Genomic DNA, 17,423 nt, shown 5'->3' on the forward strand with positions numbered 1-17,423 from the left:
GAATCTTCGGAAAGGCGTTGGAGCAGCATCCATGGTACGCACTTTTCCGAAGGAAAACACCGTACTAACCGTTGGTGCCGGCCTGCGCCAGAAGCGCACGATACGGCTCGGCCTTCGCGTCGGCGCCCGCGCGATCGTAGATCTCCACCAGCGTGCCGGCCACCTTCCTCACCCGTTTGTCGTCGTCAGGCAGCGTCTTGCGCATGATGGTCATCGACTCGACGAGCAGCGGTTCCGCTTCGCCGTCGTTGCCGAGCCGATGGAGGAGATCCCCCAGGGTTTCGAGGGTGATCCCGAGGCGGGGGTGGTCCGGCTTGAGCAACTGGCGGTTGATCGCCAGCGCCTCGCGGAGGATGGGCTCGGCGCCGGCCAGGTCGCCCTGCTCCTTGAGCAGGTCGCCCAGGTTGTTCAGCGTCGCCGCGACAGAGGGATGCACGTCGCCGAAGACCTTGCGCTTGACGGCCAGCGATTCGAAGAAAAGGAGCCGGGCTTCGTCGTACTGGCCGATTTCTTTCAGCAGCGACGCCAGGTTGTGCTGGCCGACCGCCACCGCGGGATGTACATCGCCGTAAAAGGCCCGCTGCATCGCCAGGGAACGGCGATACAGCGGCTCCGCGGCGTCGTAGTCGCCTTTGGCCTTGAGCACCGCCGCCAGGTTATGCAGGCCGGCGGCGACATCGGGATGGTCGCTGCCCAGCGTCTGCTCCCGGATGGCGAGCGCCTCCCGGTAGAGGGGTTCCGCCTCGTCATACCGGCCGGTCTGTTGCAGGATCACGGCGAGGTTCGACATCGAGCCGGCGACATCCGGGTGCATGTCCCCCAGCGTGCGCCGGCGGATATCCAGTATCTGCCGGAAAAACGGCTCCGCCTCATCGTAGTTGCCCTGCTGATAGAGCAGCGTGGCGAGGTTGTTCAGATCCGTCGTCACCGCGAAGTCTTCGGAATCCAGCACGGCCTGGTGCAGCGCGAGCGCCTCGCGGTACAGCGATTCGGCCTCCTTGAAATCCCCCTTGTCGTGCAGGACCGTGGCGAGGGCGTTGATGCTCTCCGCGATGCCGGGGTCGCCGGGGGGCAGCAGGGCGCGCCGGAGGGCCACCGCCTCGACCAGCAGCGACTCGGCCGGCGCATAGTCGCCCGTCTCCTTGAACAGCAGGCCCAGCGACGTCTGGCTTTCGGCCAGGTCGATCCGGTTGTCGCCGGGCGTCTCCTGCCGGATGGCGAGCCCTTCCTCCATGAGCTGGCGGGCGACGTCGAACTGACCCAGCGATTTATATACGGCGCCGAGGACATTGAGCAGCTTGGCCTGCACCGCCGGCTGGCTCGCCAGCTCCTCGCGCACCTTGTCGGCCCCCTGGGCCAGAAAATCGCGGATGCGCAGCGTATCCCGCCGCGTCGAGGCCGTGGCGAACGGGTCCGGCGCCGTGAAGAGGTCTTCGAGGAATCCGGCGACCTGGACGGCCTTTTCGGCTTCGAGCCGCGCCCGGTCGCGCTCGATCGCCAGCTTATCCGCCTGGATCGACATGGCGACGCCGAACCCCAGGATCAGCGCGAAGACGCCGGCGACCGCCACGACGGCCGTCCGGTTGCGGCGGACGAACTTGCGCAGGCGATAGCCGGCCGTGTCCTTCTGCGCGGCGACGGGCCGGCCGCTGAGGTAGCGGCGGATATCCTGCGAAAACTGATCGACCGAGCCGTAGCGGCGATCCGGCTCCTTGCGCAGCGCCATCATCACGATGTTGTCCAGATCGCCCTGGAGCACGCGCTTGAGCCGGCTCAGCTCGGTGCGTCTCGCGCGGCTGAGCGCCTCGGGCGTCGTGGCGGGTTTCGCGCGGTCGGCTTCCGCGGCCTCCGTGACGGCGGTGCTGGGGCGGATCGGCGCCTCCTCGCAGATGGCCCGCTCGATCTCCGCCTGGACCCGTTTGCCGAGCCGGTACGGCCGCCGGCCGGTGAGGATCTCATACAGCAGCACGCCCAGCGCATACACATCGGTGGCCGTCGTAATCGCATCGCCCCGCACCTGTTCGGGGGCCGCGTATTCCGGCGTCATCAGCCGCACATGCGAGCGGGTGACCGCCACCGAGAAGTCCCACTCCGGATCGAGCAGCTTGGCGATACCGAAATCGAGGAGCTTGACCCGTCCGTCCTCCGTCACGAGGATGTTCGACGGCTTGAGATCCCGATGGACGACCAGGTTGGCGTGGGCGTACTGGACGGCGGCGCAGACGGTCCGGAACAGCCGCAGCCGATCGTCGATCGAGAGCATGCGCTTGTCGCAGAACTCGGTGATGGGGACGCCGTCCACGTACTGCATCACGAGATACGGCCGGCCCTCGCTGTCCATGCCGCCGTCGAGCAGCTGGGTGATGTTCGGATGGTTGAGCCGGGCAAGCACCTGGCGTTCCACCCGGAAACGGGCGATGAGCTCGCTGTTCCGGTACCCCGGCCGGATGAGCTTGAGCGCCACCTGCTGATCGTACTGGTCGTCGTCGCGCCGCGCGAGGTAGACGTCCCCCATGCCGCCCTCGCCGATCAGCTTTTCCAGCCGATACGGGCCGATGTGGGCGCCCGTGAGATCGGTCACCCGATCGTCGTCGCCCTCGTCGGACAGCAGCCGGCTTTCCAGGGCCAGCGCCATGCCGTCTTCCTCGGCCGCGAGCATCGACGCGAGCTCCTGGCGCAGCTCCGGGTCGTCGGCGCAGGCGTCATCCAGAAACGCGGCGCGCTCGGCCGGGTCACGCTCCTGCGCTGCGAAAAAAAGCTGTTCGAGCCTGTTCCAACGATGCGGATCCATGGCGTCAACGGTGTGGTGTGGAGGGGGATGTACTCTTCTGGCGACATCGCCGGCCGGGAGTGGACAAGGGGAGTTCAAGGATCAAGGATCGAGGGTTAAGGTGGGTACTCCATTGAACCTGCTACCTCGATCATTGAGCCTGTAGGTCCGCCCCCCGATGCACAACATCGGGGGGCGGACCTACAGCGAGATCTCCCCCGCGATCTCCTTGCGGAGCCAGGCGCGCGCGAACATCCATACGCGCTGGACGCTCCGTTTCGAGATCCCCATGGCGTCCGCGGTTTCGTCGAGCGTGAGGCCGCCGAAGAACCGGTACTGGACGACATCCGCGGCGCGCTCGTCCGACAGCCGGAGGCGTTCCAGCGCGGCGTCCAGCACGAGCACTTCCTCCGCCTCTCGATCCGACAGGAAGGCCGATACGTCGTCGAGCGGCACCGGCGCCTGGCCCCCGCCCCGCTTGAGGCGGTTGCGGGTGCGGGCGTAGTCGACGAGGATGTTGCGCATGATCCGGCTCGCGACGGCCATGAAGTCGTTGCGGTCGTCGAGGTCGAGCAGACGATGGTCGACCAGCTTGAGGTAGACCTCGTTCACCAGCGCCGTGGCGCCCAGGGTATGGCTGGGCCGTTCCCGGCGCAGACGCATCCGGGCGATCTCGTGGAGTTGGTCGTACATCACCGGCATCATGTCGTCGAGGGCGGACGCATCGCCCTGACGCAGCCGGCGCAGACAGTTCGTCACGATTCCAGGTTCGTGCATCTCAGGGATCCGGATAAGTGGGCGGATACTCCCGGTTGAAAGATACATTATTTGCGGGATCGAACGCACAATCCCGTCATGACCTCGCGTCAGGCGATCCGCCATGGACTGGCCACATCCGTCGATTCCTGTCGCCAGTGGATAGAAAGAGCCTGCACGGGCTCTGGTATTCCGATCCACGATCCCATACGCGTCATGTCCCATCACCTTCGATTACTGAGCATCGTATCGCTCGTGCTTTTCGCGCTCACGCCGGCAACACTTCTCGGTCAGGCGCCGGCCTACGCCCAGTTGATTCCCTCCAACACGAACGCCGACCAGGATTACGGCTATTCCGTTGGCCTCGACGGCGACGTGGCGGTCGTCGGAGCGTTCCGCGATGGGGCTTCCGTGCCCCTGGAGGCCGGCGCCGCCTACGTGTACCGGTATGGCAACGGCGTCTGGTCCGAGGAGGCTCGGTTGCGGGCGACCACGCCAACCAACCTCAACTGGTTCGGCTGGAGCGTAGCCGTTTCCGGCGACGCCATCCTGGTCGGCGAGCGTTTCGGCGACGAGGCCGGCACAAACTCCGGCGACGTGTATGTCTTCCGGCATGGGGCCGGCGGATGGGCACAAGAAGCCGTGTTGACGTCCCCAACGGCATCGAGCGGCGAAGATTTCAGCTACGCGGTGGCGCTCTCCGGCGACATCGCCGTCGTGGGCGCCCCAGCGGCCGATGCGACGGGACAGGTGTTCGTCTACCGGCACAGCAACGGCAGCTGGAGCTACGAGGCGACACTGACGGCGTCCGACGCCTCGCCTCAGGCCATGTTCGGGTATTCGGTGGCGATCGACGGGCGCCGCATCGTGGTGGGCGCCCTCAGCGCGCCGGACGGCATTTCGAACCAGGCCGGCAAGGTGTACATCTACGAATCCATCGACGGGCAATGGCGCGAACGCGCTGATCTGTTCGCGGAGGACTCCAACAACCTCGCGGGGCTCGGCGTCTCGGTGGGGATCAAGGGCGACTGGGTGGTCGCCGGCGCCGCGCTAAACAACGAGCTGGGCGGCGGCGCCGGCGCCGCGTACGTGTACCACTACGATCTCGGGGTATGGTCCTTTCACAGCAAGCTGACCGCCCTGGCCGGCCAGGGATTTTTCCTGTTCGGCTCCAGCGTGGCGATCACCGAGGGCCAGATCATGGTCGGCGCCGATAACTGGTTTGCGTCTGGCGAGGGAAGCACCGGCAAGACCTACCTCTTCGACTACGACGGCACGACGGACGTCTGGACCGAGAGCGCCGGCTTCGTGCCGGACGAGGCGACGGTGGGCGGCAAATACGGTCACGCCGTCGCTATCGACGATGGGGTGATGCTGGCCGGCGCGCCCGACAACGACGGGACGCTCGACGCCCAGGGCGCCGCGTTCATCATCGGCGTACCGAACGTCCCGACGGCCATCGAGGACGCGCTGCCCGCCCCTGCCTTCCGCATCGAAGCGCCCTACCCCAACCCCTTCAGCAGCGAGACCTCGTTCACGATCACACCGGCGGATGACGGGCCGGTTCGGGCGCGCCTCTTCGACCTGCTCGGCCGCGAAGTGCGCTCCGTCTACGACGGCCGGCTGCCGGCCGGCTCGCCCGCCACGTTCCGCATCGATGCCGGCGAGCTGCCGGCGGGGGTCTACCTGCTCCGTATCGAGGGCGGACGGGGCTCCGAAACACACAAACTCGTCCGCACGCATTGAGTCCCGGCACGTCGCCGGAGCGCCGGCGACGTGCCATCCATCCTTCACCTGACGGCACATCCCCATGGCGTTTACATCTTCCAGCAAACGCGGTCTCGACACCCGTTTCCCGATTCTCCTCTTCACATTCTGGTGCCTGGTACAGGCGCCCCAGCCCGCCGCGGCACAGGCCCTGTTCGAAGTCAACACGACAGGGTCCGCCCGCGACCTCGTGCCCGGCGACGGCATGTGCCTGACCTTTCTCGGGCGATGTTCGCTGCGCGCCGCCATCGAGGAAGCCAACGCGACCCCAAATGGCGCCTCACCGGACGTCATCCGGTTTACCGGCATCCCCGTAACCGGCGGCCTTGCTGTGATCAGCCTGGCCGGCGACGGGTTGCCGGCTATCACCGACGCCGTGGTCATCGACGGCACAACGGCGGCCGGCGAGGTCGTGCTCGATGGCACGTCGGTCACGTCGCCCGGCGAGGCGCTGACAGCCTCGGGGCTGGTGCTCGATGCCGGCTCGGAGGGCAGCACGGTGCGCGGGCTCACCGTCGGGAAGTTTCCCTGGTTCGGAATCCTGCTGCGGAGCGACAACCACGTGATCGTTGAAAATCGGGTGGGCGTACGAGGCGACCGAACCGACATCGGCAACGGCAAGGCCGGCGTGTATCTCGCCAGCGACAACAACATCGTGGGCCGGGCCGGCGAAGGCAACGTGATCGGGTTTAACGGCTCCGCCGGCATCCATCTGCTCAACGCCCAAAACAACACGATCCGGGGCAACTATATCGGCACGGACGATACGGGGTTCGCGATGGGCAACTATCACCTGAACGGGTTCGAGTTTGCCGGCGGGATCACCGTCAATGCTGACAGCAACATCATCGGCGGCCCGATGCCAGGGATGGGCAATATCATCGGGTTCAACAACAGATCGGGGATTTATGTCGATGGCGTCGGCAACAAGATCCGCGGCAACTACATCGGCGCGGACACATCCGGGAGGAATATCGCAAATACGTTTCGCGGCATCCTCATCCATGACGGGGGAGGCAATACCATCGGAGGCATCGGGGACGGGATGGGCAACGTCATCGGATTTAACCCCTACGGCATCCTGCTGTGGGCTCCGGAAACGAAAATCCAGGGCAACTATATCGGGACGAACGACGCCGGCGACGATCTGGGCAACGGGGTCGCCATCCTCATCGGCACGGATGGAGGGTACGGCAACGTGATCGGCTTCGGAAAAAATGCGGCGATCGATTTATCCGTCGACAAGGGCAACGTCATCGCGTTCAACGAATCCGGCATCCTCATCGGTGAAGGCCTGATCGGCGCGGCGCCGACAAACAACACGGTGCGCGGCAACAGCTTTTACAATAACGACGAGCTGGCTATCGACCTCGGAGCGGATGGTCCCACGGTGAACGATACCGGCGATGCCGATGCCGGCGCCAACACCCTGCTCAATTTCCCGGACGTCACCCGCGCGTTTTACCGTCCGGGCAGCGACGCGATCGTGGTCGAGTACAGCATCTCGACAGCCGGCACCCAGGCGTATCCGCTTACCGTCGATGCGTACCTCGCCGACGACCCTGCGAGCGGCGAGGGAAAAACCTTCATCGGCTCCAGCAGCTATACATCCTCCGGCGCCATCGCCCAGTGGGAAATCCCAGCCGGGGGCATCGCCTGGGATCCGATGGATCATGTGGTTCTCACCGTTACCGATACGCTGGGCAATACCAGCGAATTCAGCCCCGCCCAGGGGCCACTGGATCCCCTCTCGATAGCCGCAGCCAGACGCGGAGGAAGCGCGCCCGCGCTGGAGTTCGAGACCGAGGAACGTGGTGTTTCGGCCCCCTACCCCAATCCGTTCAGCGGCATCGCATCCGTTACGATCACGCCGGCAAGCGACGGGCCGGTTCGCGCGCGCCTGTTCGACCTGCTCGGCCGGGAAGTGCGCCCGGTGTTCGACGGCCGGCTGCCGGCCGGATCGCCCGCCACGTTCCGCATCGATGCCGGCGACCTGCCGGCGGGGGTTTATGTACTCCGCGTTGAAATGGATGGATTTGCCGCCACGCGCCGGCTCGCCCTGGTGCGCTGACCGACGCTCCCCGGTCGGCCGGCGCGGACGAGCCGGGGGCGCATAAAAAAATCTCTCGTGCTTCTGTCATCCTTTTCGGACCGACATCGCAAGGGGATAAACAGTGATTTCAGTTCCCCAACCCAATCACATCATCATGACACAGCCATTGATTACCCGCCTTTTTGTACTGATCCTGGCGCTCACCGCCTTTACCACGGCCCAGGCCCAGCATACCTTCGTAGTAGACTACGAATTGGATCTCGCCGACACCAACCCCGGCGACGGGATCTGTGACACGGCGCACAGCGCCTGCACCTTCCGCGCGGCGATCGAGGAAGCGAATGCCTCCGCGAACGTCGGCGCTGCTGCGGACACGATCCGATTCGGCCACTTCACTCAGACCAACGGCTATCAGCAGATCACGCTCACGGCAGGCCTGCTCCCCGCTCTTGTCGAAAAAGTATTCATCGACGCCACTACCGCCGACGCGCCGATCGTCGTGGACGGTTCGGGTTCGTTCATGAACGGTATCCAGCTGGGCGCGGGCTCAGGTGGAAGTGTCGTCCGCGGGCTCTACCTGGTCAATTTTGGAAACAGCGCGGTCCACATCACCAGCAACAATAACAAGATCCAGCACACTGTCATCGGGATTTTTCCAGACGGCACTGCAACGAGCGGTGGACAATACGGGATCGTCATCGACGGCGGTAATTCGAATGCGATCGGCGGCGAGGACTGCGGCAACGTCATCGGAAACGTCTTTATAGCAGGGGTGCAGATCGAAAACGCGATCGGCACCGTGGTGCAAGGCAACTTCATAGGCACGGATGAAACCGGCGTGCAACTCGGTAGCCAGAATCGCGGCGTGTGCGCGTGCGACGGGGCTGTAAACACGCTGATCGGCGGACTCACCGCCGCGAAAGGCAATACCATCGGGTTCAGCCAGAGCAGCTTGATTGCCGTCGACGGCGCCGCCGGTACCGTCATCCAGAACAATCTTCTGGGCACGAACACAAACGGCGACTATCTGGGCGGCGTAGGCGTGGGGATCTGGGTAGAGCATACGGATCCGGCCCTGACGCCGACCCTCATCGGGGGCCTGTCTGACTGGGGAAACACCATCGGATCGATGGCCCATGGCATCTACATCGACCGCACAGAGGGCCACATCATTCAGGGCAACTTCATCGGAGTCACCCGTACGGGCCAACCTGTGGGCAATGTACGGGACGGCATCATGGTCACCGTGCCCTCGTTGGACATTACGATCGGCTATGGACCGCTGGCGACCATCCCGGCCGGCGCCCCGAAGGGAAATACGATCGCTTATAACGGCTATACCGGCATCACGCTCGCAGTCGACTCAACCGAGATAGCCAAAAAGATCGACATGCGCGGCAACAGCCTGTTCGCCAATACGAGCCACGGGATCGCCTTGCACGGCGGTCAGCTGGAGCCCAACGATGCAGTCGATGGCGACGCCGGCAACAACCGGTACCAGAATCATCCGGTGTTCGCGTGGGCAGCGATCAATGCGACCAACGGGAAGCTGAAATTCCGGTATTCCGTGCCGTCGCTGAACTTTTATGCCGCCTACCCTCTGAAGGTCGATGTGTACGTCGCGGATGACTCGACCAGCGGTGAAGGCAAGCGATACCTGACGACACACACCTATACGGCTGCGACGATGATGTCGGAAGTGAGCGTTGCCGTAGACACGACGGGCATGAACCTGAACCCCGGCGATTTCCTGGTGGCGACTGCGACCGACAACGTCGGCAACAGCAGCCAGTTCAGTCTGCCGGTCGCCATCGCCTTCCCAAGCGGCGGCTCGCGCGTGGCGGCGACAGCGGATGAGATGCCAGGCCTTTCGGTCGAGAAGGCGGGTTCCGGCGAAAAGGTGGCGGATGCCCTCGGCGCACCCTACCCCAACCCCTTCAACCCGCAGACAAGCTTCACCCTGTCGCTGGCCGAGGCGACCCACGCGCGGATCGCCATCTACGACCTCATCGGCCGGCAGGTCGCCCTGCTCCACGACGGCGAGCTGTCCGCCTCGACGCACACCTTCCACTTCGACGGCGCCGGCCTGGCCACCGGCGTCTACCTGCTGCGCGTCCAGACCCAGCGCTTCAACGAAACGCGCAGGCTGATCCTCGCGAAGTGATCCCGGCGCGCCCCATCGTCCACCGATCCGATCGGACGATGGGGCGCACCCCGGTCTTCGGTCCAAAATCCATCCCCACGCAACAGCGCGGGCGCAACGGCGTAGCCGGATTACACGATCCTGCCCCTGCACCCTGCCGCCATGCGTTTCCCGCTCTTCCTCGTCATCGCCGCCCTCAGCCTGACCACCTGCGGCGACGCGACCGGGCCGGCGGAGGAGGATTACGCCATCCTCTTCGTCGGCAACAGCCTCACGTACACAAACGACCTTCCGGGCATCCTGTCCGACCTCCTCGACGCCGCGTCCGACCGGGAGCGTATCGTGATCGAGTCCATCGCCGAGCCCAACTACGGGCTCGAGGACCACTGGGCGAACGAGGGAACGCGCAAGCGCATCAGCCGGGGTACGTGGGATGTGGTTGTGCTGCAGCAGGGCCCGTCGGCCACGGAAGGCCGGCCCTCGCTGCTCCAGTACACCGCGCTCTTCTCGGACCCGATTCGCGAAGGCGGCGGCGTGCCCGCCCTCTACATGGTATGGCCGGCGGCGGAACGCAGCTTCGACTTCGCCGGCGTACGCGACGCCTACCAGACGGCCGCCGTCGATGTCGACGGCTACTTCTTTCCCGCCGGGATCGCGTGGCAGGAGGCCTGGAAGGCCGACCCCGGCCTGGGCCTCTACGGCGCGGACGGCTTCCACCCCTCCATCTACGGCACCTACCTCGCCGCCGTGGTCATGTACGAACAGCTCGCGGGGCGCAATGCGCTGCTGCTCGACCTGGCGATCCCAGCGCGGTACGGCATCGACGCCGAAAAAGCCGGCATCCTCCACGCCGCCGCGCACGACGCCAACCTGCGTTATGCGCGGGTGCCGGACTCGAACTGACGGACGACGCCGGTCAGTCCTGCGCGAGATTGAGTCCGACGATGCCGAGGATGATCAACCCCAGGGAAACCACCTTCAGCGCCGTCACCGGCTCCTTGAACATCCAGATCCCCACGAGGACGGTCACCGCCGTCCCCACGCCGGCCCAGAGTGCATAGGCCAGGCCCAGATCGATCGACTTCACCGCGCCTGCAAGCGCTACCAGCGAAAAGAAAAAACACGCCACCATGGTGAGCGTGGGTCCCGGATGCGAACAGCCATCCGACATTTTGAGTGCCACCGTGCCCACGATATCCAGTATGATGGCGATGGTAAGTAATGCCCAGTGCATGATTCCCTGCGTTCAGTTGTAAATCGTTCTCGCATGCCCGCCGCGTGCCGGCCGGCGTGTTGGAAGAGCGCTCAGCAGGCGCTCCCCCGCTAAGGGCTCGCCTGCTCAGATCCGTCCCGCCGGGCCATCTCCCGAAAGGGATGCCCGGGACATGCTTTTCTTTATTGCGACAAGGATCTGCAAAACGTGCCAGACCCAAGATAGAAGCAGGGAACGCGGGCCGGGCGGATCAGCGGGCCAGGGCGACGGACGGGTCGAACGCGGAGGATCCGTACTTTTTTCTGTGAGATTTTTGGCCGATAGGATACTATAACAAATGCTTGGTGCTGATATTCCGTATTCGCAGACCTTCAACCATGCCTGATGCCGTCAAACGGACAGATCACCGCACTCCTGCAGCGCTACAAGGCCGGCGATGAAGAGGCGCTGGAAAGCATCGTACCCATCATGTACGATGAGCTTTACGAGGTCGCCCGCCAGCACATGCAGCGCGAGTTCCGCAAGGGCCATACCCTGAGCGCGACGGCGCTCGTGAACGAGGCTTATCTGAAGCTGGCCCGTCAGCACGACCTCGACGCGTCCCACCGGTGCGATTTCATGGCGATCGCGAGCCGGACGATGCGCAACATCCTCGTCGATCACGCCCGCTCCAAAAAGCGCCTCAAGCGCGGCGCCGGCCAGGCCGCCCTGCCGCTCGACGAGGCCGCGTTCCAGCTCACCGACCAGGAGGCCTCGGAAGTCCTCGAACTCGACGCGGCGATAGACCGCCTCGCGGCCCTCAACGAGCGGGCGAGCGAGGTCGTCCAGTTCCGGTTCTATGGCGGGCTCACGGTGGAGGAGACGGCGGAGGTGATGAACATCTCCGAACGCTCGGTGCAGCGGGCCTGGACGGTGGCCAAAGCGTGGCTTCGAAAGGAAGTATCGCAACATATCGGCTGATGCATCCGGCGTATGGCCGGTTTCGCGCCCGCGTGTCGCAATAGAAGACGCACCCTCCCGCCGGCACCCGCTGCCGCGCAGCGAACCCAACCGAACGTATGGATTACTGGAACAGACTCGAAGCCATCCTCCTCGCCGCACTCGAACTCGATGACGCCGATCGGCCCGGCTATCTCGATCAGGCCTGCGCCGGCGACGCCGCGCTTCGACAGGAAATCGAGGACATGCTCGCGGCCCACGAAGACGCGCAGGCCCTCTCGATCGAGAGCCGCCTGCTCGCCGATCGCCCCGAATTCCCTTCCCCCGAAGCCCTCATCGGATCCCACATAGGCCCCTACCGCATCAAACAGATGCTCGGCGAAGGCGGCATGGGGATGGTCTACCTCGCCACCCGCGACGACGCCCACTACACGCAGGATGTGGCGCTCAAGCTCGTCCGCCCCGGCTACCAGAACGCGGAGATCCACGCGCGCTTCCGGACGGAGCGGCAGGTCCTCGCGCGGCTGACGCACCCGAACATCGCCGCGCTGCTCGACGGCGGGATGAGCGCCGACGGCCGGCCGTATCTGGTGATGCCGTACATCGAAGGGACGCCGATCACCACCTACTGCGACGAGCAAATGCTGTCGATCGCCGACCGGCTCCGGCTCTTCCGCACCGTCTGCGCCGCCGTCCAGCACGCCCACCAGAACCTGGTGGTGCACCGCGACCTCAAGCCGTCCAACATCCTCGTCACACGCGACGGCACGGTGAAGCTGCTCGACTTCGGGATCGCCAAGCTGCTCGATCCGGAACAACTCGGCGTCTCGGTCGCCGTCACGCGTTCCGAACTGCGCCTCATGACGCCCGACTATGCGGCCCCCGAACAGGTCCGGGGCAGCGACGTGACCACGGCGACGGACGTCTACGCCCTCGGCGTGCTGCTGTACGAGCTCCTCACCGGCCATTCGCCCTATCGGATCGAGCGGCGCGTGCGGCAGGAGATCGAGCGCGTCATCCTGGAGGAAGAGCCGGCGCGCCCCAGCGCGGTGGTCACGGAAGTCCGCGCCCTCACCTCGTCCGACGGAACGACCCACAGCCTCCAGCCCGCCGAGATCAGCCGTTCGCGCCGCACCTCGGTGGCCCGCCTCCGCAGCGCCCTGCAGCAGGACCTCGACAACGTGGTCATGATGGCGCTGCGCAAGGAGCCGGAACGCCGCTACGCCTCGGCGGAGCAGTTCTCGGCAGACATCGAGCGGTACCTCGAGGGCCGGCCGGTCATCGCCCAGAAGGACACCCTCGGGTACCGGATGCGCAAGTTCGCCTCCCGCAACCGCACCGCGCTGAGCCTGGGCGCCGGCGCGCTGCTCATCCTCCTGGCGCTCAGCACGGTGACGACCTACCAGGCGCTGCGGCTATCCCGCCAGTCGACGGCCCTCGCCGCCCAGCGCGACCGCGCCCGCGACGAGGCCGACAAGGCGCGCCAGACGACCGATTTCCTCCTGAACATCTTCAACAAGGCCGATCCCAACGTCAACGAGGGCACGCCCGTCACCGCGATCGACCTGCTCGACGAAGGCACCCGGCAGATGCGCGTGGAGTTTGTGGATCAGCCCGACCTCAGGGCCGAGCTGCTGCTGGAAATGGGGCGTATCTACGATGAGATCGGACGTTATGCGACGGGCGACTCGCTCATTCACGAGGCGATCGACGTGCTGCGCGACCTGTTCGGTCCGGAACACCGCCGTTACGCGCTCGGCGTATCCCGCCTCGCCATGCACCACACCCTGACGGGCGAACTCGCTGATGCCGACTCGCTGTACGACATCGCCATCGCCATCCAGAACACGCTGCAAGGAGAAGATCGGAACGATCTCGCCAATACGTACATGTCGCTCGCAGTCGTCCGCTTCGAGCAGCGGCAGTTTGCGGTCGCGGAGTCGTTGTTCACGGTTTCACTGGACATCAAACGCGCCCTCTTCGGCGACGTGCATCACTCGGTGATGCAGGTGCTCAACGGCCTGGGCGGCACCCTGGTGGCCCAGCAGAAGACGGACGAGGCCGAGCCCGTCCTCCGCGAGGCCCTGGCGATCGCGGACAGCCTGGGGCTGGAAAAACAGCTGGCCGTGACGGCCACCAAGAACCACCTCGGCGCCCTCCTGATCGGACGCAAGGAATACCCCGAGGCCGAGGTGCTCTTCCGCGAGACCCTGGCCATCCGGCGCGAGTTGTACGAACCCGGACATCCGGCCATCGCCACGGCCGTCAATTCGCTGGCCGTGGCGCTGCAGAACCAGTACAAGTTCGATGAAGCCGAGCCGCTTTTTGCCGAATCCGTCGAGATCCAGCGCAAGGTGCCCGGCCCCCGCCTGGGCTTCGCGCTCCGGAATTTCGCGATGCTCCGACGGGACCAGAAGCGGTGGGACGAGGCCGAAGCCCTCTTCAAGGAGGCGATGGACGTGCTGGTCGAGCAATTCGGGCCCGACCACGCCCAGGTCCAGCTGACGCAGAGCCGGCTGGAAGAGTCCTACCGCATGCGGAAGGAGGATCAGGGCGGATGACCGCTTCGTCCTCGCAGGCGGACACCCTCAAATATCCGCATCCTTCTTCTTCACCAGGAACAGCCCCTCGTTGCCGCTGCTGACGGCGATGACGCCGCTCTTGAAGTAGGGATAGTTGCTCCAGGACCCGCCGAAGCCGGGAATGTCGTCCCCGTACGGAACGGTGTCGAACCGGGCGACCTCCGTCGGATTGAGCGGATCCGCGATGTCGAGGATGCGCAGGCCGGCGAGGTAGTTCGACTGGTACATCAGGTTGTCGCGGATGTACAGGTTGTGGTCGCTGGCGCCAGAGGCGAGGCGGAATTCCTTGACCAGGATCGGATCCTCGAGTTCGCGCACATCCCAGATCAGCGTCCGCGTGCTGTCGACGTAGCCGTACATCTCATCCAGCTCGTCATTCATGTAGAAGTAGCGGTGATCTTCGGAGAGCCACCCCTGATGGGTGTAGGCGAGGTCCGGATAGGTCACCTGCGCGAGCGTCGCCGGGTTCTGTTTGTCGGTCACGTCGGCGATGATGAACGAGGAGCCGTTCGAGTTGAAGCACACCTCGTGGCCGGCGTACTGCGTATCCGGCCCCCGATAGACCACGCACTGGGCGTCGTGTGTCCCACCGGCGCTGGGCTGCGCATAGCAGCCGGCGAACGTCGGATGCGTCGGGTCCTGGATGTTGATCATGTGGAGCTGACCGCCGCAGGTCTCCCCGCCGGCGCGGTTGCCCACCGCGTAGGCGAAGCCCGTCTCTTCGTTGATGACGATGTTGTGCGTGCTGTGCACGCCGGCGTAGTGAGCCGTCTCGGAGAACGAGACCGGCGCCTCGGCGGGGTTCACGTTCCGGAGCTGCCGCAGATCGAAGATCTGCACGCCGTGCTCGCCGGCGCCGTCCGCCACGATGAAGGCGTGGTCCTTGTATACCTTGATATCCCGCCACGTGCTACCGGGCGAACCCTCGGTGCGCAGCAATTCGCCGAGGTAGACCGGCGACATGGGGTTGCTGATGTCGACGAACACCGTCCCGTCCGTCCGGCCCTGGATGACGTATTCCTTGCCGGTTTCCGGATCGGTCCACCCCCACAGGTCGTTCAGCTTGACGCCGCGCTCGGTGGAGAGGTCCTTGACGGAGAGCATGGAGAGGAGGTCGACCTTGTCGCAGTCGAAGAGGCTGGCCTCGCCGTCCTGGCAGTCGATCTGTCCGCCTGTGATCGATTCCATGTGGGTGAGCGACGTCGCGAGCATGTTCGCCGCCGTCCACGTCGCCCCGTCCCGCTCGAACACGAGCGCCACGCCCTGCTCGTAGTCGGCCCGCGGCGATCCCACGACCGCCACCTCGCCGGCCAGCCCGAGGCCCATCCCGAAGCCGTCGGCGGTGCGGTCGTCGATGGCGGCCAGTTCGCCGGCCGGCTCCCAGGAGCCCGCCCGGAAGAGATGCACCGTCCCGCCGCCGCGATTACCGACCATCAGGTCGTTCCCGGACACGAGCACGCGGCCGCCGAAGCCGCCGCGCGGCCGGCGTCCCGGCGTTTCCTCCTCGGCGGCGGCCGTGACCCGCGCGCTTTCCACCCAGCTATCACCCGAGCGCTCCATCACCCGCACCGCGCCGCCGGCGACACCCGGCATCCCCAGCAGCACGTGGGGGCCGTGGATCGCCACATCGTAGCCCTGCGCGCTCTTCTCTTCGCTCGCCTCGATCCGCGTGGACTTCCAGACACCGGCAGCGGCATCATAGTCGAAGACATAGGCGCTGCCCGTGCCGTCGCCGGCGCGCCACGCGCCGACCACCAGCCGGTCGCCCTCGGCCGCCAGGGCGTATCCGAAGGCGTCGCCTTCCAGCGCCTCATCCGGTTTGAGCACCGTGTCCTGCATCCACATCCCGTGTTCTTTTTCGAAGACGTGGACCTGGCCGCTGAAGCGCTCGGCATCAAACGCGGTGACGAAGATGCGACCGTTCGCCATGGCGATGGCGCTGGTCCGGTTGGCGGCGCGTTCGACGGCGCCGGCGAAGAGCGCGCCGTCCGGCAGCGCGGTCGGCTTGAGCACGCCCGACGGGCTCCAGGAGCCGTCCGCCTGCTTCTCGTAGAGATAGGCCGCGCCGAGCCCGGGCGCCCCGATGACCAGCATGTTATCCTGCACGAGAATCGCCCGCCCGAAGACGTCGCCGATGCGTCCGTCCGGCGCCTGAAACTCGCCGGCTTCGACCCATTGCCCCGCGCTGTTGCGGGTATAGCGATACACCGATCCCGGCAATTCGTCGCCCTCGGGCCATCCCACCGGAGCGGAACCGACGAACAGTTCGCCAGCGCCGACGGCCGAAACACCGCCGAAGCCGGCGCCGGAGGGCCGGAGGCCGGTGTACATCGTCTGGGCGGAAACCGGAGCAACCAGCAACGAAGCAACTAGGACGAGGAGATAGCGCATGATATTTTTTAGGGTATTGATGGGATCAGCATGAGGAAATATAAGGCAATCCCACGAATTCCGTAGGGCCACGATATATCGAGGCCGGGATTGCATGATGGCTGGCCGTGTATCGTGGACAGCATTGCATGATGGCAGGCCATGCATCGTCGGCAACGTTGCACCATATCCCACCCATGAGCTGCCACCGTATGTTGGCCATGGAACGGTGTCGTACATTGACGGGTCAGGATGATCCCATCCGACCCAGCGTAAATCGGCCACGACCTAACGATGCGCTCGCTATGAAACGCAGCGGGGCCACGGACTTTCTTGACCCCGCGTCCATTGCACCGAACACGGGATATGCCTCACCGCCATACCGCGAACACCCTCGTCGCGACGGTCGACACCGCCGCCGCACACCTCATCCAGCTCGACGACGCCACGGTTCGCATCCGGCCGGCGCCGGAGAAATGGTCCATCGCCGAGATTCTCGGGCACCTGCTGGACTCCGCCGTCAACAACCACCACCGATTCATCCGGGCCCAGCAGGACGACCCGCTGGTTTTCCCGCGCTACGAGCAGGACTTCTGGGTCGAGGCCCAGGACTTCCCCGGACGCCCCTGGGGTGAACTCGTCGCGTTGTGGCGGCTCTACAACCACCACCTCGCCCACGTCATGCGCCGGGTGCCGGCGGACCGCCTGGGCGTGGAATGCCGTATCGGGCCGTACGAACCGGTCACCCTCGGCTATCTGATCGAGGACTACCTTACGCATCTGGAGCATCACCTGCGCCAGATCGAAGCGCTGGCGAGCTGAGCCGCGGG

11 protein-coding genes are annotated in these 17,423 nt (G+C 65.4%); 7 read left to right on the forward strand and 4 right to left on the reverse strand.

Translation table 11 applies throughout. The features are described 5' to 3' along the window. Positions 1–64: 64 nt before the first annotated feature. Positions 65–2,791: a serine/threonine-protein kinase gene (locus R2834_11890; protein MEZ4701026.1), complete on the reverse strand. Its 2,727-nt coding sequence runs from the start codon at positions 2,789–2,791 to the stop codon at positions 65–67. Positions 2,792–2,971: 180 nt separating this feature from the next. Then, positions 2,972–3,547 (reverse strand): ECF-type sigma factor, encoded by a 576-nt coding sequence (locus R2834_11895; GenBank protein ID MEZ4701027.1) that lies wholly within the window; start codon positions 3,545–3,547, stop codon positions 2,972–2,974. Positions 3,548–3,742: 195 nt separating this feature from the next. Between R2834_11895 and R2834_11900 the strand changes: the two genes are divergently transcribed. The 4 genes from R2834_11900 (at position 3,743) to R2834_11915 (ending at position 10,392) form a co-directional block, all read left to right on the forward strand. Continuing rightward, positions 3,743–5,272: a T9SS type A sorting domain-containing protein gene (locus R2834_11900; protein MEZ4701028.1), complete on the forward strand. Its 1,530-nt coding sequence runs from the start codon at positions 3,743–3,745 to the stop codon at positions 5,270–5,272. 64 nt (positions 5,273–5,336) lie between these two features. After that, entirely contained in the window at positions 5,337–7,364 is a 2,028-nt protein-coding gene (locus R2834_11905; GenBank protein ID MEZ4701029.1) for a right-handed parallel beta-helix repeat-containing protein, read from the forward strand. 103 nt (positions 7,365–7,467) lie between these two features. Continuing rightward, positions 7,468–9,510 (forward strand): T9SS type A sorting domain-containing protein, encoded by a 2,043-nt coding sequence (locus tag R2834_11910; GenBank protein MEZ4701030.1) that lies wholly within the window; start codon positions 7,468–7,470, stop codon positions 9,508–9,510. Positions 9,511–9,651: 141 nt separating this feature from the next. Continuing rightward, positions 9,652–10,392 (forward strand): hypothetical protein, encoded by a 741-nt coding sequence (locus tag R2834_11915; GenBank protein ID MEZ4701031.1) that lies wholly within the window; start codon positions 9,652–9,654, stop codon positions 10,390–10,392. A gap of 13 nt (positions 10,393–10,405) precedes the next feature. On the opposite strand, the gene R2834_11920 is transcribed toward R2834_11915, so the two are convergent. After that, positions 10,406–10,723 carry a multidrug efflux SMR transporter gene (locus tag R2834_11920; protein MEZ4701032.1) on the reverse strand — a complete coding sequence of 106 codons (318 nt, stop codon included), beginning with the start codon at positions 10,721–10,723 and terminating at the stop codon, positions 10,406–10,408. A 363-nt stretch (positions 10,724–11,086) separates the two neighbouring features. On the opposite strand from R2834_11920, the gene R2834_11925 reads away from it, so the two are divergent. Next, positions 11,087–11,662: an ECF-type sigma factor gene (locus R2834_11925; protein MEZ4701033.1), complete on the forward strand. Its 576-nt coding sequence runs from the start codon at positions 11,087–11,089 to the stop codon at positions 11,660–11,662. Positions 11,663–11,760: 98 nt separating this feature from the next. Beyond that, positions 11,761–14,202: a serine/threonine-protein kinase gene (locus tag R2834_11930; GenBank protein ID MEZ4701034.1), complete on the forward strand. Its 2,442-nt coding sequence runs from the start codon at positions 11,761–11,763 to the stop codon at positions 14,200–14,202. A gap of 27 nt (positions 14,203–14,229) precedes the next feature. Here R2834_11930 and R2834_11935 read toward each other — a convergent pair whose 3' ends face one another. Continuing rightward, positions 14,230–16,614: a choice-of-anchor B family protein gene (locus tag R2834_11935; protein MEZ4701035.1), complete on the reverse strand. Its 2,385-nt coding sequence runs from the start codon at positions 16,612–16,614 to the stop codon at positions 14,230–14,232. Between the two features lie 345 nt (positions 16,615–16,959). Here R2834_11935 and R2834_11940 point away from each other — a divergent pair, with 345 nt between their 5' ends. Continuing rightward, complete coding sequence (locus R2834_11940; GenBank protein ID MEZ4701036.1) at positions 16,960–17,415, forward strand: DinB family protein; 456 nt, start codon at positions 16,960–16,962, stop codon at positions 17,413–17,415. Positions 17,416–17,423: the final 8 nt, after the last annotated feature.

The organism is Rhodothermales bacterium (assembly GCA_041391505.1).
Taxonomy (GTDB): Bacteria; Bacteroidota; Rhodothermia; order Rhodothermales; family JAHQVL01; genus JAWKNW01.